This is a genomic window from Pararhodobacter sp., assembly GCF_036802785.1.
GTDB lineage: Bacteria > Pseudomonadota > Alphaproteobacteria > Rhodobacterales > Rhodobacteraceae > Pararhodobacter.
The window spans coordinates 1-16,855 of record NZ_DAIRVN010000060.1; the positions used below are offsets into that span (position 1 = coordinate 1).

Consider the following 16,855-nt stretch of genomic DNA (forward strand, 5'->3'; position numbering starts at 1 on the left):
CACCGAAGGGCTGACCGGGCGGCGCTGCGAAGTGCGGGGGCCGGGCAGGGGGGCGTTGCCCCCCTCTGGGCCTGCGGCCCATTCACCCCCCAGGATATTTTCAAACAGATGAAAGGGCGGCGGCTTCCGTTTGACGGATGAAGGACGCCGCGCGCTCTGCGATCATCATCGTGGGAGCGTTGGTGTTGCCGCCGATCAGGCGTGGCATCACGCTGGCATCGACCACGCGCAGCCCCTCCAGCCCCTGCACCCTGAGCTGCGGATCGACCACTGCCAGCGGATCGCGGCCCATACGGCAGGTGCCGACCGGGTGGTAGATGGTATCGGCGCGGTTGCGGATATCGGCCTCAAGGGCGGCGTCGGAGCCGTTGTGCGGGTAAAGCCGCTTGCCGCGCCACGGGGCCAGCGCGGGGCTTTCCATGATCGCCTCCATCTGCCGCGCGCCTTTCATCATCAATGCCAGATCGCGCGGGTCTGACAGGTAGCCGGGGTCGATGCGCGGCGGGCTTGCGGGGTTGGCATCCATCAGGCCCACATGGCCGCGCGAGAACGGGCGCAGCACGCAGACATGGCAGGAATAGCCATTGGCGAGGTGGACCTTGCGCAGATGGTCATCGACGATGCCCACCACGAAATGCAGTTGCAGATCAGGCCGGACCAGCGACGGGTCAGATTTCAGGAACGCCGCCCCCTCGGCCATGGGTGAGGCGAAAAGCCCCTCGCCCGAGCGCCGCCAGTCCAGCCCGGCGCGGATCAGCCGCAGCACGCCCGCCGGATTCAGACCAATCACATCGTTTCGTTTCGAGTGACAGGAAAGGATGTAGTCCAGATGGTCCTGCAGGTTCTGCCCCACGCCCGGCAGCTCATGCGCCACGCTGATGCCATGCTCGCGCAGCGTATCGGCAGGACCGATGCCCGACAGCATCAGCAGTTTGGGTGAGCCATAGGCGCCGCCGGACACGATCACCTCGCGCCGGGCGCGGGCGTGATGGCGGCGGCCCCGGCGGTTGAAGACAAGCCCGGTGGCGCGTGTGCCGTCCAGCGTGATGCGTTCGGCGCGGGCGCGGGTGATCACTGTCAGGTTGGGCCGCGTCATGGCCGGGTGCAGCCATGCCGCAGCGGCCGAGCAGCGCTCGCCCTTGCGCGGCCCCTGATGAAACTGGGTGACCTGATAGAGGCCCGCCCCCTCCTGCTCAGGCCCGTTGAAATCGTCATTGCGCGGGATCTGCAGGCTTTCGCAGGCCTCGACAAAGGCACGGGTGATCGCGCGCGGCTGGCGCTGGTCGGCGACCTGAAGCGGGCCGTCGCTGCCGTGCCAGTCGCAGGCGCCGCGCGCATTGCCCTCAGTGGCACGGAAGAAGGGCAGGCAGGCGGCCCAGTTCCAGCCCTCGGCCCCGTCATTGGCCCAGTCGTCATAATCCGAGGGATGGCCGCGGATATAGAGCATGGCATTGATTGCCGACGAGCCCCCCAGCGCGCGCCCGCGCGGCTGGAACCCGCGCCGCCCGTTCAGCCCCGGTTGCGGCGTGGTGAACAGGGCCCAGTTGTTCACCCTGGGGCGGCCCGAGACCATTGCCGCCACCATCGCCGGGGCGCGGATGATGAAATCGCGCCCTGTTCCCCCGGCCTCGATCAGGCAGACGCTGATGGCGGGGTCCTCGGAGAGGCGCGCGGCCAGCACACACCCGGCCGAGCCACCACCCGCGATGACATAGTCGAATTCCATCGGCGCCCTCCCCCCCGTCGCCCGTGTCCTGTGACGATAGGGCGGGGGTGCGGTTCGGGCAACGGGTTTGTCAGCCGGGAAAGCCCGCAGCCAGACGGGTTTCGCCGGTGACCTTGCCGCGCCAGTTGGTCTGCGGCCCACCCAGCCGTTTCAGCGCCGCCGGATGGCCCGCATCCAGCACCCCGGCGCGCGCCAGCAGCGCCACGATCGCGGCCTCGGCCCCGCGCGTGCCGCCGTCGGCGATCTTCAGGGCGATACCGAGCTTCTGGCGGGGCAGGATGGCGACAAAGACGGCATCGGCGCCGGTCTTGATTGCCGCCGCACCGCGCATGGCGCGCATCAGCTCGGTACAGGCGCGCCCCTCACCCGCGACCATCTCCGGGTGCAGCATCATCGCGTCGCGCAGCCGGACCATCGCCTGCTGGCGCCGGTCGCCGCCCTCTGTGGCGCAGGCGAAAGCGGCCATGGCGCGGCCCAGCCCCGCCACCGTGCAGGCGAAATTGGGGGCAGAGCAGCCGTCGATCCCGTAGCCGGGACTGTCCTCGCCGGTGACCTCTTCAAAGGTGGCGCGCACGGCGCGCTGAACCGGGTGATCGGGCGCGACATATTCGGCATCACCCCCCAGATGGCGGTTCAGCATCACAAAGCCCGCATGCTTGCCTGAGCAGTTGTTGTGCAGCTGGCAGGCCGAATCACCCGTGCAGATCAGGCGGTTGCGCTCTTCGCGGTCAGCGGGTTCATGCGCGCCGCAGCGCAGACTGGCCTCGCCAAGGCCCATATCGGCCAGCCAGCGCTCCACAGCCTCGACATGGCCGCGCCCCCCCTGATGCGAGGCGCAGGCCAGCGCCAGCCGCTCGGTGGACAGGCCCGCGCCCGCGCCCGATTCCAGCAGCGGAAGCGCCTGGATCATCTTGCAGCTTGAGCGCGGATAGATCACCGCCCCCGGATTGCCCCAGGATTCGACCACCGCGCCCGAGGCGTCGCAGATCACCGCATGGCCGTGATGCAGGCTTTCCAACCGCTCGCCGCGCCAGATTTCCACCATCGGCACCAGCCCCTGACCGACATTCGCCACGGCCTTCTCCTTCACAGTTGCGCAATATTCTGCCAACGGGGGTTTCTAAGCGCCCCGGATTCGCGTTAAGAGACTACCCGGCAAGCCCTTGATGTGCCAGACCGTTGGCAGTGCGGCAGATTTGTGACAGCAGAGCTGTAATAAGTCAGGGGTGCAAAGAGTATTTTCGCTGGAGGCTGTAGGGCAGATGGCAGAATGGTTTAAGACGGGCGCGACCGCTCTGGCGATGGTTGCGCTTATGGCGGGTGGCGCGATAGCGCAGGAATCCACCAACCGCGTGGCGGTTGAAACGGCGTGGAGCGTCTTCGTTGACGGCAATCCGCGCGAATGCTGGGCGGTCTCGGCCCCCAGCGAGACGGTGAACACCCGCGGCGGGCAGGCGGTGACGGTGCAGCGCGGCGATATCCTGCTGTTCGCCACCTATCATCAGGGCGGCGGGGCAACGGCGGAAGTGTCGTTCACGGGGGGCTATCCCTTTGCCGAAGGCTCTACTGTCGAGCTGGTGATCGGGACGGACACGCTTCAGTTGTTCACCGATGGTCAATGGGCCTGGGCGGCCTCACCGGAGGACGACGCGCGCATTCTTGCATCGCTGCGCAGGGGCCAGAACGCGGTGCTGACCGCGCGCTCATCGCGCGGGACGACAACGCGCGATACCTTCTCGCTCTTCGGCATCACTGCCGCCACGGACGAGGCGCAGCGGCGCTGCAACGAATAAACCTCTGCCCCAAAGCTGAGCGGGGGCGCGAATTCAGGCCGCCGGGCTTCTCTGCCCGGCGGTTTTCGGTTATATCAGACCCTCGTTTCCCGGAGAGTGGCGCATGACATTGCAGACCCCCACCGCACCGATTACCCAGGATGTTCTCACCCTGCCGCGCAAGGCGGCCGAGGGTGGCAGGCGCAATCTTATCGGTCTGACCCGCGAGCAGCTGCGCGCGGCACTGATCGCCGCCGGCACGCCCGAGCGGCAGGCAAAGATGCGCGAAGGGCAGGTCTGGCAATGGCTCTATCACTGGGGCCTGCGCGATTTCAAAGGGATGACCAACCTCGCCAAGGATTACCGCGCGCTGCTGGAGGCGCATTTCACCATCGAACTGCCGGAAATCGTCAGCAAGCAGGTATCGGCTGACGGCACGCGGAAATACCTTTTGCGCATCAACGGCGGGCATGAGGTGGAGACGGTGTATATCCCCGAAGAGGGGCGCGGGACGCTGTGCATTTCCAGCCAGGTGGGCTGCACGCTGACCTGCTCGTTCTGCCATACTGGCACGCAGAAACTGGTGCGCAACCTGAACCCCGCCGAGATTGTTGGTCAGGTGATGATCGCGCGCGACGATCTGGGTGAATGGCCCGAACAGGGCGCGCCGAAGAACGAGACGCGGCTGATCTCGAATGTCGTGCTGATGGGGATGGGTGAGCCGCTCTATAATTTCGACAATGTGCGCGACGCGATGAAGGTGGTGATGGATAACGAGGGGCTGACCCTGTCACGCCGCCGCATCACCCTGTCGACCAGCGGCATCGTGCCCGAAATCGCCCGCACCGCCGAGGAAATCGGCTGCCTGCTGGCGGTCAGCTTCCATGCCACCACTGACGCGGTGCGCGACACCTTGGTGCCGGTGAACAAGAAATGGAACATCGCCACGCTGCTGGAGGCACTGCGCGAGTATCCGCGCCTGTCGAACAGTGAGCGGATTACCTTTGAATATGTGATGCTCAAGGGCGTCAATGACAGCGATGAGGATGCGCGGCGGCTGGTGCAGTTGATCAAGGGCATTCCCGCCAAGATCAACCTGATCCCGTTCAACGAATGGCCCGGCGCCCCCTATGAGCGCTCTGACTGGGCGCGGATCGAGGCCTTCGCGGATATCATCTTCAAGGCAGGCTATGCCTCTCCCATCCGCACCCCCCGCGGCGAAGATATCATGGCGGCCTGCGGGCAGCTTAAATCGGCCACCGAGCGTGAGCGCAAATCGCGCGCCCAGATCGCCGCGGAAGCGGGGGTCTGAGATGATCCCGGGGGTTCTGCTGCTTATCGTGATCGGCGCGGCGGCGGGCTATGTCGCCACAAGGCTGATGCGGGTGCCGGTGGATCTGCCCACGGCGATGGGAATCGGCGTTCTGGGGGCGATTGTCGGCGGTCTGGGGCTGCGTATGCTGCTGACGACCGGCGGCTGGATGGTCACCTTCGTGCTGGCGCTGCTGGGCTCGCTGGCGCTGATCTGGATCTGGCAGAAATTCACCACCCGTCGCTGAAGCGCCGGGGCCGCTCCCGCCCGTCTTCGCTTTCCGGCTGCGCCGAAACGCTCATCCCGTTTGGCCGGGCCGCGCGGCTGCGCCGCGCGGCAACAGGGGGCGTTGCCCCCTCTGGGCCTGCGGCCCATTCACCCCCAGGATATTTTCAGACAGGTGAAAATGAAGCACAGCGCTTTCTGTTTCATCTGTTCAAAAATATCCCGGGGGAGTCGCCCGAAGGGCGGCGGGGGCAGCGCCCCCTTCTGTCAGGGCCGCACGCATAACGCGCGGCCCTGTCTGATTCAGTCCAGGCCGCGGGCGGCGTTTTTCGGGGTCAACAGGCCTTTCTGGATCGTGAACACAATGGCCGCAACCGCGAGGCCCAGGATGTCTGATGTCCAGCCACCCGCGATCATGCCCAGTGCGCCGGCCAGCGTCAGCAGCCGCAGGGGCCGGTTGAGTGGTCCGAACAGCCAGCCCTGCACCGCCGAGGTCATCAGGTAGATGCCGAAGAGCGCCGTGACAAACACATGCAGAATATCCAGCCAGTGCCCCTGCATCAGCATCGGCGCCGAATAGAAGAACATGAAGGGCACCACAAAGGCCGCAAGCCCGATCTTGAAGCTTTCCACGGAGGTTTTCATCGGATCTGACTGCGCGATCGCCGCACCCGCATAGGCCGCAAGGGCAACCGGAGGGGTGATGGCCGACATCACAGCGTAATAGAAGATGAAAAAATGCGCCGTCAGGGGGTCAATTCCCATGCGGATCAGCCCCGGTGCGATCACTGCCGCCGCCACCGCATAGGCCGCTGTCGTGGGCATGCCCATGCCCAGAATGATCGACACCAGCATGGCGAAAAGCAGCGCCAGAAACTGGCTTTGACCGGCAAAGCCCAGCAGCAGCGAGGAGAAGCGCACACCGATCCCGGTCAGCGCGATCACGCCCACGATGATCCCGGCCGCCGCGCAGACGGCCACCAGTTGCAGCGACATGCGCGCGGCGATTTCCAGCGCATAGAGGATTTCCCTGACCAGCATCCGGTGCGGGGTCAGCCAGCTGACCACCGCCGCCGCGCCCATCGACAGCGTGCCCGCGCGGATCACCGAATAACCCATGAAGAGCGCGCCGATCAGGATGATGATCGGGATGAACAGGAAGGCGCGGCGGGCGAGGGCGCGGAATTCGGGCAGCTCGCTGCGCGGCAGCCCCTTCATGCCCTTCTTCAGCGCTTCCTTGTCGACCATGAAATAGACCGAGAGGAAATACAGCACCGCCGGGATGATCGCCGCGATGACGATATCGCGGTAGGGGATGCCGGTGATTTCGGCCATGATGAAGGCGCCTGCGCCCATGATCGGTGGCAGGATCTGCCCGCCTGACGAGGCCGCGGCCTCGACCGAGGCGGCGGTCTGGGGTTTGTAGCCCACCTTCTTCATCAACGGGATCGTCAGCGAGCCGGTGGAAACCACATTGCCCGCCGAGGTGCCGTTGATCATCCCCATCAGCCCCGAGGCAAAGACCGCCACCTTGGCCGGACCACCACGCGCGCCACCGGCGGCGGCAAAGGCGAAATTGACGAAATATTCTCCCACCCGGCTGGCCTGAAGGAAGGCGGCAAAGGTGATGAACAGGATGATATAGGTTGACGAGATCGCCGTGGTCGGCCCCAGAATGCCGTTATCGGTGTAGATGAACGAGAAGAAGCGCGCGGGCGCATAGCCGCGATGGTTCAGTACGCCGGGCAGCCAGGGCCCGACAAAGCCGTAGGCGAGGAACACCGCGACGATGATCACCAGCGCCAGACCGGCCAGCCGCCGCGTCAGCTCCAGAATCAGCACGATCCCGGCGATGGCGGCCCACATGTCATTGGGATGCGGAAAGACCTGGGCGCGGGTGCGCAGAAAATCGGCATGCAGAATGATATAGGCGCCGACGGTGATAGCCGCGATCGCCAGAAGTGTGTCGGCGGGCGACAGGCGGCCCTTGTCACGCGCCGGTGCCATCCATGAGGCAACCAGCGTGATCGCGGTACCGGCAAAGAGCGGATAGCCAAAGGTATTCAGGTGTTTGTTTGCGGGTGAGCCGGTGGTGATCAGATCACCGCCCGCCCACATCAGCAAAAGCTGCCCCGTAGCCAGCGCGATGGCCGCGCCACCGGCAACCAGAAGCGCTTTCTCCAGCAGTGAAAACGGGGTCTCGGCTGCGGTTCCGGGCAGGCTGCGCGCGCCAAACAGCATGAACCCAAGCGCAAGGCCGCCTGCGACATGGACCAGCCGGTAGCGCCATGGTTCGGTCAGATCGACCGAGGGAAGGCCCAGCAGATCGGTGATCTGGGTATGCACCCCGTTCATCGCACCCACATGGAAGGTGGTGTAGAGAATGCAGGCCACAGCGATGAACAGCCCCATTCCGCCGGTAAAGACCCGCTGGTTGGAGGTGATCACCTCGGCATCGACGGTCTGGGCAAGGGCCTCGGGGGTCATCCTGTCGGGGGCGGGGTGCCCGCTGGCAGGTCCGGTTTCAGGCGGGAGGTTTGCATCGCGTGCCGGGCCGGTCATGGGCACTCCTTCGTCACGGTTGGGCGTCACGGTTGGGCGAGGGGGGAGCCGGGGCGCAGCCATTGCAATGCTTGCGCCCCGGTCAATAGTTCAGGTCAATCGCTCAGGTGGTGATCAGCCCTTCAGCTCTTCGGGAAGCTCGACGCCGTTTTCCTCGAACCAGCGCACGGCACCCGGATGGAAGGGCAGGAAACCGTTGTTGAGCGCGTTCTCAGGCAGCGTTTCGCTTGCGGCAGAGTGGATCTGCATCATGCGGTCGTTGTTTTCCATCACCAGACGGGTGATTTCATAGGCCAGGCTTTCGGGCAGATCGGCATGGGTGATGGCGTAGTTCCACATCGCCACGGTCGTCTGGTCATAATCATGACCGGCATAGGTGCCCGCCTCGATGGTCAGCGGCGAAACTTCCGGGTGACCCTCGGTGATGGTGGCAAGCTCTTCTTCATTGAAGCCGAACATGCGCACATCGGCTTCGGCGGCAAGCTGGCTGAAGGCCGAGATCGGCACACCGGCGGCAAAGGCAAAGGCGTCAATCAGCCCGTCCTTGAGCTGGCTGGCGGCATCGGCGGCCCCGGCATAGGACACGGTCGCATTAACGCCCAGCGTTTCCATGAAGCGCGGCCAGTAGGTGCCTGGCGTACCGCCTGCTGGCCCTACGCTGACGCGGCGGCCCTGAAGGTCGCTGACCGATTCAATGCCCGAGCTGGCGAGGGTGATGACCTGAAACGGGGTTTGATACATCGGGAACAGGGCGCGGATATCGCTGTGCTCCAGCCCTGGGGCCAGTTCGGAAACGCCGGTCCATGCCTCATAGGCCGGGCCCATGGTGACAAGGCCGATGGCGTGATCGCCGGTCTGCACCAGCGTCACGTTCTGAACCGGGCCGCCGGTCACTTCGCCCGAAGCGTTGATGCCCAGTTCTTCACCCAGAAAGCTGGCAAGGCCGTTGCCATAGACGAAATAGGTGCCGCCCTGACTGGCGGTGCCGACGGTGAGCGAATTGGGCCAGCCTGCGCGGTCCTGTGCGGAAACGGCAGTAGCGGAGACGAGCGCGGCAGCAGCCAGCGCAGCAAAATTGGTCAGTCGCATGAAGTCCTCCCATGGACGTTGTGCGGTTACAGCATTGCCGGGCCGTGTCCTCGGACGGCCCGGTAGCGTGTGCCATGCATGGCCTGCATGGCGGGAAACGCAACCGCCACCGCGCAGATCGGGGCGGTTTGTGCCGTCGCAGGGCCGGGCGCATGGGTGGAAATCCACACATCACGCCCGCGTGTGGGTGGATTTCCGCCCAACCAGCGCTCAACTGTCGGAGTAATGCGCCTTGTCGATGCCGTGTTTGAGCATCTTTTCATAAAGCGTCTTGCGCGACAGCCCGAGCGATTCATAGACCGGCTTCAGGCTGCCGCCATTGGCGATCAGCGCGCGCACGATCTCGGCGCGCTCAAACCCCGCAACCCGGTCGGCCAGCTTGCCGCTGCCGGTGGCAGGGAGGGTATCGGTGGCCGGGGTGCCCGGGTCCGGCGCCGGGTCCAGCCCGATGCCAAGCGCAAAGCGGTCGGCGGCGTTGCGCAACTCGCGCACATTGCCGGGCCAGTCGCGCGCCATGATCTCACCCAGCAGGGCAGGCGGCGGGGTGACGGCCTCAACCCGGTGGCGCGCGGCGGCCTCGGACAGCAGGCGCGCAAACAGGATAGGAATATCCTCGCGCCGGGCGGTCAGGGGCGGGATGGCCAGATGCACCACGTTCAGCCGGTAGAACAGATCGGCCCTGAACCGGCCCCCCGCCACCTCATCTTCAAGCGATGTGCGCGAGGTGGCGATGAAGCGCAGATCCAGCGGGCGCGCCTCGTTCGAGCCGAGCGGCGTGATGGTCCGCTCCTGAATCACGCGCAACAGCTTGCCCTGCAACCCCATCGGCATCGAGCCGATGTCATCAAGCAGGATGGTGCCGCCGCGTGCATGTTCAAACTTGCCGTAGCGCGCGCGCAGCGCACCGGGGAAGGCCCCGGCCTCATGCCCGAACAGCTCGCTTTCGATCTGGGTTTCGGGCAGGGCGGCGCAGTCCAGCGTTATGAACGGCCGTTTGGCGCGCGCCGAGAGGTCATGCAGCGCGCGTGCCACCACCTCCTTGCCGGTGCCGGTCTCGCCGGTGATCAGCACATCGGTTTCCGACGGGCCGATGGTGCGCAGCCGCCGCCGCAGATCAATCATCGGGTTGGAGCGCCCGACCAGCCGCTGCTCCAGATCGTCAGACTGCCCGGCCGCCGCGCGCAATATCCGGTTTTCCAGCACGAGGCGGCGGTAATCCAGCGCGCGGGCCACGGTTTCAGCCAGTTGCGAGCCCGAGAACGGCTTTTCAACGAAATCATGCGCCCCCTCGCGCATCGAGCGCACGGCAAGCTGCACATCGCCGTGCCCGGTGATCAGGATCACCGGAATCTCGCGGTCGATACGATGGATCAGCCCCATCAGGCTGATCCCGTCCATCCGGGGCATACGGATATCGCTGATGACGATGCCCTGAAAACCAAAGCTGACCAGCGCCGCCACATCCTCTGGCTGATCAAGCGCAATCACCTCGAACCCGGCCAGTTCCAGCGCCTGCGCGGTGGAGGCGCGCAGGTCGGCATCGTCATCGACCAGAATCACCCGCCCGCTGCTCATGCGGCTTCCTGCTGGTCAGGCCGGGCCAGCGGCAGGGTCAGGGTAAAGACTGCGCCGCCGGCGGGAGCGTTGGTGGCGCTCAGGGTGCCGCCGAAATCATGCACGATATTGTAGGAAATCGACAAGCCCAGCCCCAGCCCCTTGCCCACGCCCTTGGTGGAAAAGAACGGGTCGAAAATACGCTCGACCAGCGCGGGGGCAATGCCCGGGCCGGTATCTGAAATGCGCAGCACCGCGCGCCCCTCGCTTTCGCGCGCTTCCAGACGGATCACGCGCCTTGGCTGGCCTTCCAGCGCGTCGATGGCGTTCGAGAGGATGTTCACCAGCACCTGCTGCAACCGCACCGGCCCGGCGCGCACATGGATCGGTGCCGCGCCAAGGTCGCACTCCAGCCGCACCGCATTGTCTTTCAGCCGCCAGTCCAGCAGTTCCACGGTCGCCGTCACCGCGTCATTGAGCGCCACGGCACTGAGCTTCGCATTCGGTTTGCGGGCAAAGTTGCGCAGATGTTTCGAGATCCGGCTCATCCGTTCGACAAGGCCCAGAATGCGACCGATATTGGCGCTGGCCTCGTCCACGCGGCCCCGTTCGATCAGAAGCTGGGCATTCTCGGCAAAGTTGCGCGCGGCCCCCAACGGCTGGTTGAATTCATGGCTCAGCGCGGCAGACATCTGCCCCAACGCAGCCAGCTTTCCCGCCTGCACCAGCTCATCCTGCGTGGCGCGCAGCTGGGCCTCGGTGGCGCGGCGCTCTGCCACTTCGGCTTCAAGCTGGCGGTTGACGGTGGCCAGTTCGTTGGTGCGCTCGCTCACCCGGCGTTCAAGCTGAGCCTGCGCAGCGTCCTGCAGCGCAAGGCGCTCGCGCAACTGGGTCCGGCGCTGGATGACGATGACCGCGCCCAGCCCCGCCAGCCCGGCCAGCAGCCCCGCCACCGCCACCAGCGTCAGCGCCTGAAGCTGCGCGCCGGAGGTGGAGACCAGCACATGTACTGTCCAGTCGGCATCGGGCATACTGACCGAGCGGATGATGTATTCCCCGCCCCCGTTCCCCTCCTCTTCAATCCGCCACAGACGGGCGTCACCGGGGCCGGTGTGGGTGGTCAGGGGCAGGGCATGGACCGGGGCATCGGCATAGCGGCGTGTGGCGTCGGTTCTTGCAAGGCGCTCGGGCGTCAGAGGCAGGGTGGCGGCAAAGGTCCAGTCCGGGTGCGAGGACATGAAGATGATGCCCTCGGGGTCGGTGACGATCACCTCGTAATTCGAGCCGCGCCAGCCCTGTTCGATCGTGTCCAGATCGACCTTGAACACCAGCACGCCCGCCACCGCCCCGTCCACCACAATCGGTGCGCCGAAGTAATAGCCCCGCACCAGCGATGTAGTGCCGAGCGCATAGAACCGCCCGGCACCATCGGTCAGGGCATCGCGGAAATAGGGGCGGAAGGCGAAATTGCCGCCGATAAACGAGATGTCAGTGTCGAAATTGCTGGCCGCCAGCGTGTTGCCGTCCAGCGCCATGACATAAATGTCCGAGGATTCGAGCAGGGCATCGGTGTCGCGCAGGTAGCGGTTGGCGGCATCAATGATATCGGGGTTTTCGGGGCTGCGCAGAAGGGCGTGGATGATGGCCTGCTGCGCGATCAGCGCGGGCAGCCGGTCAAAGCGGCGAAGCTGGCCGCGCAGGGCGGCGACGGCCAGATGCAGCGTGTTCTCGCCGCTCAGCGACAGCTCGCTCAAGGCCGCGTTGCGCGCACGCTCATAACCCCAGCTGCCGAGTGCAAAGGCAAGGAAGGCCACCATCGCCATCAGCGCCGCCCACAGCCGCAGCCTGCGCGCGGGCGGATCACTCAGAAGGCGGGCGGGTGCGGCGGTGTCCTGCATGGCCGTGCTATAGCACGGGCGCGGCAAAATCCAAGCAGGAGAGGGGGGAGGATGAAGGCCCGGGCAGTCCTCGATGGGCTGCCCGGCCACCCCTGCCGGTTTGCTCAACCCGTTTCCAGACGGGTTGAGCGCCGGATCACTCTGTCGGGCGGACCCGTGCGGCGGTCTTGTCGGCAAAGGCCGCCAGCCGCCCGCGCGCGGCGGGCTGCGTATTGACGATCCCGGCCACCACCGATTCGGCATAGGCCGCGTCAAAGGTGGACATGTTCTGCATATGGCTGATCGCCGAGCAGATGGCGAAATTGGTCAGAGGCGGGTTTTCGGCAGCGGCGCGCGCGATCGCGTAGGCCTTTGCCTCGGTATCCTCGACCAGATATTGCGCAAGGCCCAGCGTCACGGCCTCTTGCCCCTGATAGACGCGCCCGGTCAGGATCATGTCGATCATCCGCGCCTTGCCGACCAGATCGGCCACCCGGATCGTCGCGCCGCCGCCGGTGAACAGCCCGCGCTGCCCCTCGGGCAGGGCAAAATAGGTGCCCGCATCGGCCACCCGGATATGCGCAGCCGAGGCCAGCTCCAGCCCGCCGCCGACCACCGCGCCCTTGAGCGCGGCAATCACCGGCACGCCGCCGTATTCCATCTTGTTGAATGCCTCATGCCAGCGCAGGCAGATATGCATGAAATCCTCGGGCCTGCGGTCTTCGGAATGGTGTTCGACCAGATCAAGCCCGGAGCAGAAATGCGGCCCTTCGGCGCGCAGCACCGCCGCGCGGACGCCCGCGCGCGGCAGAAGCGAGAACACCGCGATCAGATCCTCGACCGTTGCCGCATTGAGCGCGTTGCGCTTTTCCGGTCGGTTGAGCGAGACGGTGGCAATGCCGTCCGCGTCCACGCTGACAGTGATATGGCTCAGCGACAGCTCTTCGATGCGTTTCATATGGGTGTGCCCCTCCTGCGATGGCGTTGTTTCTAGTGCCATCGCGGCGGGGTTGTCCATATCGGTGCGAGATCAGTTCGGGGTCCCGCGCGTGGAGGGGGCTTTCGCACTGGAAGCGCGGGGCGTTCCGGGGCAGACTGCGGACGAGTGTTCACCGGAGGCCGCATGCCGAATTTCACCCGCCTTGACCCCGCCCTTGCCGCGCCGCAAACCAGCGCCCCCGCGCCCGACCGCCTGATCGCGGGCGATCCGGTCTTTACCAGCTGGGATATCGAGGAACGCGACGGGCTTTACGCCGGGATCTGGCAATCGACCCCGGGCACATGGCGCGTGGCCTATGAGGAATGGGAATATTGCCGCATCCTGTCAGGCCATTCCATTCTGACCGAAGAGGGTGGCGAGGCGCATCACCTGCACGCCGGCGACAGCTTCCTGATCCGGCCCGGCTTTCGCGGCATCTGGCAGGTGGTGGAGACGACGCGCAAGGATTATGTGATCCGCAGCTGACGCGCCGGGAAGGGGGCTGCCTGCCCCCCTCGGCGCGGCGCGCCTCACCCCCCGGGCGTATTTCCGGCAAGATGAAGGGGCGTGCGGGCGCGCAGGCCCAAAGCGCGCCTGTGCACTTTTCCCTGCCGCGCAACCTGCTATGTAGCCCTGAACCCATTCTTGCCGAAGGCTGACCATGGCCGCGACATTCCGCCTGACCCTTGCCCAGCTCAACCCCGTTCTGGGTGCGATTGCCGCCAATACCGAGAAGGCCCATGCCGCATGGCTGGCCGGGAAAGAGGCGGGCGCCGATATGGTGGCACTGCCCGAGATGTTCCTGACCGGCTACCAGACGCAGGACCTGGTGATGAAACCGGCTTTTGTGCGCGACGCCATGGCGGCTGTTGACGCCCTTGCCGCGCGCTGTGCCGATGGCCCGGCGCTGGGTATCGGCGCGCCGCTGGCCGATGCCACCGGACTCTATAACGCCTGGCATGTGCTGCAGGGCGGCAAGGTGGTGGCGGTGATGCGCAAGCATCACCTGCCCAATGACACGGTTTTTGATGAAAAGCGCCTGTTCCGGCCCGGCGATATCTCCGGCCCCTACCGGATTGGCCCGCTGCGCATCGGCACGCCGATCTGCGAGGATGCCTGGCATGACGATGTGGCTGAGGCGCAGGCCGAATCCGGCGCGCAGATTCTGCTGGTGCCCAACGGCTCGCCCTATTCGCGGGGGCGGTTCGATACGCGCATGAACCATATGGTGGCGCGGGTTGTCGAGACGGGGCTGCCGCTGGTCTATCTGAACATGGTGGGCGGGCAGGATGATCAGGTCTTTGACGGCGCGAGTTTCGCGCTGAACCCCGGCGGCAGCATGGCGGCCCTTCTGCCCGGCTTCGAGGAAGCGCTGGCGCATCTCGATTTCGAGGAAACCGCGGACGGCTGGCGCGCACTTCCCGCCAGGCTTGCCCCTATGCCGGATGCATGGGAGCGTGATTATCACGCCATGGTCCTGGGCACGCGCGATTATCTGCACAAATCGGGGTTCAGCCGGGTGCTTCTGGGCCTCTCGGGCGGGGTGGATTCCGCGCTGGTGGCGGCGATTGCCGCTGATGCGCTGGGTCCTGAGAATGTGCATTGCATCATGTTGCCCTCGCGCTTCACCTCCGCCACCTCACTGGCGGATGCCGGGGCCGTGGCGCAGGCGCTGGGTTGCCCGCTCGACACTGTGCCGATCTCTGCCCCGCAAGAGGCCGTCACCGGCGCGCTGGCCCCGCTTTTCACCGGCCTGCCCGAAGACGTGACCGAAGAAAATATCCAGTCGCGCCTGCGGGGCCTGCTGCTGATGGCGATATCGAACAAGACCGGCGCCATGCTGCTGACCACCGGCAACAAATCCGAGGTCGCGGTGGGTTATGCCACGATCTATGGCGACATGAACGGCGGTTTCAACCCGATCAAGGATCTCTACAAGACCCGCGTTTTTGAAACCTGCCGCTGGCGCAACGCCAACCACCGCCCCTGGATGCAGGGCCCGGCGGGCACCGTCATCCCGCCGCAGGTGATTGACAAGCCGCCGACCGCCGAGCTGCGCGAGAACCAGCGCGACGACGACAGCCTGCCGCCCTATCCGGAGCTGGACGCGATCCTTGACGGGTTGGTGGAGCGTGACGCCTCGGTGGCCGATCTCGTGGCTGAGGGCCATGCGCGCGCGACGGTCAAGCGGGTGGAGCATCTGCTTTATATTTCCGAATGGAAGCGCTTTCAGTCCGCCCCTGGTGTGCGGCTGACGCAAAAGGCCTTCTGGCTGGACCGCCGCTACCCGATGGTGAACCGCTGGCGCGACGGGGGTTGAGGCCTTAACACCGGGCCTTAACACCGGGCTTTGCGAAGGTGGCGCGGCAGGCGGGCCAGCCCCGGCAAGCGACTCTGCCGCAACAGGTGGTGCCCGGCCTTCCCACGGGGCTTTTCTTGACGAATGCGAAACGCTACACTGCATCAAAATTCTGCTTCGCGGGGACGGTTCGTCACCCCGGGGCAGGCAGAAAAAGCCGGTGCGCTGACAGGGCGCGCGAAACCGGCAGCGAGGGCAGAATGGCAAGAGCAGTAAACAAGGGCATTTCCTTGCGTGCGGGACTGGTGCTGGCGCTGGCACCGGGAATGATGTTGGGCATGGTGCTGGGCGGTTGTACCCTGAGCGCGCCGAATGGTGGCACGGGTGCCAGCCGGGCGGGAACCGGGTTGGACATGGTGGCGCAGGGCCGCGCGGTTGAGCGCGATGTCGAGGTGCCAGAGGTTTTCAGCATGGAAGAGACCGGCCTCTGGGATGGCCGCCCTTCGCTGGGCGGTGTCTGGGTGGCGCATCCGGGGGCGGACAGCCCCGAGCGTGTGCTGATCCGCAACGCCCAGAGCGGCGAGAGCGTGATCGGCGCGCTGTTCCGGCGCGAGCGCGAGAACCCGGGCCCACGGTTCCAGATTTCTTCCGAGGCGGCGAATGCCCTCGGCATCCTGCCCGGCGCGCCCTCCACGATCAGTGTTGTGGCGCTGCGCCTTGAACAGATCGAGATGGAGCCTGCCCGTGCCACCGCGCAGGCGGAAACAGCCGCCCCCTCCGGCATCGCGGCCCATCCCGGCACGCCCGCCGGTCAGGTCGATATGATCACCATTGATACTGGCCAAGAGCCGCCGCGTCAGGGCTTTCTCGCCGGGCTTTTCGGCGGTGGCACCGACCGGCAGGCCCAGACAACGACGCAGACACAGGCCATTGCCCAAACTGCGCTGGCCCCGGCAGAGGGCACCCTTGCCGGGGTGCAGCAAACGGCCTTTGCCGCCGCGCAGGAGCCGCAGGCGCAGCCCGAACCGCGTGAGCAGCGCGGCCTGCTGGGCCTCTTCAGTCGCCGTCAGCCCGAGGCCGCGCCCGTCGTCGCTGCCTCTCCCGGTGCGGCATTGATCCCGCTTCCGGACGAACCCGCCGCAGCCGCCGCGCCCCCGCCTGCAACCGCCTCCGTCTCCGTGATCAGCACGCTGGAGCGGCCTTTCGTGCAGATCGGCATCTTCAGTGTCGAGAGCAACGCCACCAATGCCCGCAGCCAGATGCAGGCCGCCGGGCTGGGCGCCGAGATCCGGCGCGGGCGCGCGAATGACCGGGAATTCTGGCGTGTCGTCGTCGGCCCGGCAAGCGATGCGGCCGCGCGCGGACAGATGCTGGAACGCGTGCGCACCATGGGCTTTACCGATGCTTACGCAGTTGTGCGCTGAGCGGGTTTGAATTCCTGCCCCGTCTGGGGCAGATTG

General features: G+C 66.0%; 13 protein-coding genes. 6 read left to right on the forward strand and 7 right to left on the reverse strand.

Annotation, left to right across the window (positions count from 1 at the left end; all coding sequences use genetic code 11):
• Positions 1 to 100: 100 nt before the first annotated feature.
• Together V7Q53_RS17270 and V7Q53_RS17275 are read right to left on the reverse strand one after the other, a co-directional pair.
• Positions 101 to 1,726 (reverse strand): GMC family oxidoreductase, encoded by a 1,626-nt coding sequence (locus V7Q53_RS17270; protein WP_333829967.1) that lies wholly within the window; start codon positions 1,724 to 1,726, stop codon positions 101 to 103.
• 70 nt (positions 1,727 to 1,796) lie between these two features.
• Positions 1,797 to 2,771 carry an asparaginase gene (locus tag V7Q53_RS17275; RefSeq protein WP_333829992.1) on the reverse strand — a complete coding sequence of 325 codons (975 nt, stop codon included), beginning with the start codon at positions 2,769 to 2,771 and terminating at the stop codon, positions 1,797 to 1,799.
• A gap of 217 nt (positions 2,772 to 2,988) precedes the next feature.
• Here V7Q53_RS17275 and V7Q53_RS17280 point away from each other — a divergent pair, with 217 nt between their 5' ends.
• From V7Q53_RS17280 to V7Q53_RS17290, 3 genes are all read left to right on the forward strand, one after another.
• A complete protein-coding gene (locus V7Q53_RS17280) occupies positions 2,989 to 3,519 on the forward strand; it encodes an invasion associated locus B family protein (RefSeq protein ID WP_333829968.1) in 531 nt (176 codons plus the stop codon).
• Positions 3,520 to 3,622: 103 nt separating this feature from the next.
• Positions 3,623 to 4,810: a 23S rRNA (adenine(2503)-C(2))-methyltransferase RlmN gene (rlmN, locus tag V7Q53_RS17285; RefSeq protein ID WP_333829969.1), complete on the forward strand. Its 1,188-nt coding sequence runs from the start codon at positions 3,623 to 3,625 to the stop codon at positions 4,808 to 4,810.
• Position 4,811: 1 nt separating this feature from the next.
• Positions 4,812 to 5,057 (forward strand): GlsB/YeaQ/YmgE family stress response membrane protein, encoded by a 246-nt coding sequence (locus V7Q53_RS17290; RefSeq protein ID WP_333829970.1) that lies wholly within the window; start codon positions 4,812 to 4,814, stop codon positions 5,055 to 5,057.
• 281 nt (positions 5,058 to 5,338) lie between these two features.
• Here V7Q53_RS17290 and V7Q53_RS17295 read toward each other — a convergent pair whose 3' ends face one another.
• The 5 genes from V7Q53_RS17295 to V7Q53_RS17315 form a co-directional block, all read right to left on the reverse strand.
• Positions 5,339 to 7,597 (reverse strand): TRAP transporter permease, encoded by a 2,259-nt coding sequence (locus V7Q53_RS17295; protein ID WP_333829971.1) that lies wholly within the window; start codon positions 7,595 to 7,597, stop codon positions 5,339 to 5,341.
• 114 nt (positions 7,598 to 7,711) lie between these two features.
• Positions 7,712 to 8,686 (reverse strand): TAXI family TRAP transporter solute-binding subunit, encoded by a 975-nt coding sequence (locus tag V7Q53_RS17300; protein ID WP_333829972.1) that lies wholly within the window; start codon positions 8,684 to 8,686, stop codon positions 7,712 to 7,714.
• A gap of 210 nt (positions 8,687 to 8,896) precedes the next feature.
• Positions 8,897 to 10,261: a sigma-54-dependent transcriptional regulator gene (locus V7Q53_RS17305; RefSeq protein ID WP_333829973.1), complete on the reverse strand. Its 1,365-nt coding sequence runs from the start codon at positions 10,259 to 10,261 to the stop codon at positions 8,897 to 8,899.
• Positions 10,258 to 12,138 carry a sensor histidine kinase gene (locus V7Q53_RS17310; protein WP_333829974.1) on the reverse strand — a complete coding sequence of 627 codons (1,881 nt, stop codon included), beginning with the start codon at positions 12,136 to 12,138 and terminating at the stop codon, positions 10,258 to 10,260. Before V7Q53_RS17310 ends, V7Q53_RS17305 begins: the two co-directional genes overlap by 4 nt.
• A gap of 136 nt (positions 12,139 to 12,274) precedes the next feature.
• The gene (locus V7Q53_RS17315; RefSeq protein ID WP_333829975.1) at positions 12,275 to 13,075 is read right to left on the reverse strand and encodes a crotonase/enoyl-CoA hydratase family protein; all 801 of its coding nucleotides are present in this window, start codon (positions 13,073 to 13,075) and stop codon (positions 12,275 to 12,277) included.
• A 165-nt stretch (positions 13,076 to 13,240) separates the two neighbouring features.
• Between V7Q53_RS17315 and V7Q53_RS17320 the strand changes: the two genes are divergently transcribed.
• The 3 genes from V7Q53_RS17320 (at position 13,241) to V7Q53_RS17330 (ending at position 16,819) form a co-directional block, all read left to right on the forward strand.
• Positions 13,241 to 13,582 carry a cupin domain-containing protein gene (locus V7Q53_RS17320; RefSeq protein ID WP_333829976.1) on the forward strand — a complete coding sequence of 114 codons (342 nt, stop codon included), beginning with the start codon at positions 13,241 to 13,243 and terminating at the stop codon, positions 13,580 to 13,582.
• Positions 13,583 to 13,757: 175 nt separating this feature from the next.
• Positions 13,758 to 15,416, forward strand: coding sequence for an NAD+ synthase (locus V7Q53_RS17325; protein ID WP_333829977.1), 1,659 nt, complete (start codon positions 13,758 to 13,760; stop codon positions 15,414 to 15,416).
• Positions 15,417 to 15,655: 239 nt separating this feature from the next.
• On the forward strand, positions 15,656 to 16,819 hold the full coding sequence (locus V7Q53_RS17330; RefSeq protein ID WP_333829978.1) for an SPOR domain-containing protein: 1,164 nt from the start codon (positions 15,656 to 15,658) through the stop codon (positions 16,817 to 16,819).
• Positions 16,820 to 16,855: the final 36 nt, after the last annotated feature.

What these genes read in the sequence shown, in the direction of transcription:
- V7Q53_RS17270 (WP_333829967.1), bottom strand. Translation starts at nt 1,726, where the DNA reads ATGGAATTCGACTATGTCATCGCGGGTGGTGGCTCGGCCGGGTGTGTG.
- V7Q53_RS17275 (WP_333829992.1), bottom strand. Translation starts at nt 2,771, where the DNA reads ATGGTGGAAATCTGGCGCGGCGAGCGGTTGGAAAGCCTGCATCACGGC.
- V7Q53_RS17280 (WP_333829968.1), top strand. Translation starts at nt 2,989, where the DNA reads ATGGCAGAATGGTTTAAGACGGGCGCGACCGCTCTGGCGATGGTTGCG.
- rlmN (WP_333829969.1), top strand. Translation starts at nt 3,623, where the DNA reads ATGACATTGCAGACCCCCACCGCACCGATTACCCAGGATGTTCTCACC.
- V7Q53_RS17290 (WP_333829970.1), top strand. Translation starts at nt 4,812, where the DNA reads ATGATCCCGGGGGTTCTGCTGCTTATCGTGATCGGCGCGGCGGCGGGC.
- V7Q53_RS17295 (WP_333829971.1), bottom strand. Translation starts at nt 7,597, where the DNA reads ATGACCGGCCCGGCACGCGATGCAAACCTCCCGCCTGAAACCGGACCT.
- V7Q53_RS17300 (WP_333829972.1), bottom strand. Translation starts at nt 8,686, where the DNA reads ATGCGACTGACCAATTTTGCTGCGCTGGCTGCTGCCGCGCTCGTCTCC.
- V7Q53_RS17305 (WP_333829973.1), bottom strand. Translation starts at nt 10,261, where the DNA reads ATGAGCAGCGGGCGGGTGATTCTGGTCGATGACGATGCCGACCTGCGC.
- V7Q53_RS17310 (WP_333829974.1), bottom strand. Translation starts at nt 12,138, where the DNA reads ATGCAGGACACCGCCGCACCCGCCCGCCTTCTGAGTGATCCGCCCGCG.
- V7Q53_RS17315 (WP_333829975.1), bottom strand. Translation starts at nt 13,075, where the DNA reads ATGAAACGCATCGAAGAGCTGTCGCTGAGCCATATCACTGTCAGCGTG.
- V7Q53_RS17320 (WP_333829976.1), top strand. Translation starts at nt 13,241, where the DNA reads ATGCCGAATTTCACCCGCCTTGACCCCGCCCTTGCCGCGCCGCAAACC.
- V7Q53_RS17325 (WP_333829977.1), top strand. Translation starts at nt 13,758, where the DNA reads ATGGCCGCGACATTCCGCCTGACCCTTGCCCAGCTCAACCCCGTTCTG.
- V7Q53_RS17330 (WP_333829978.1), top strand. Translation starts at nt 15,656, where the DNA reads ATGGCAAGAGCAGTAAACAAGGGCATTTCCTTGCGTGCGGGACTGGTG.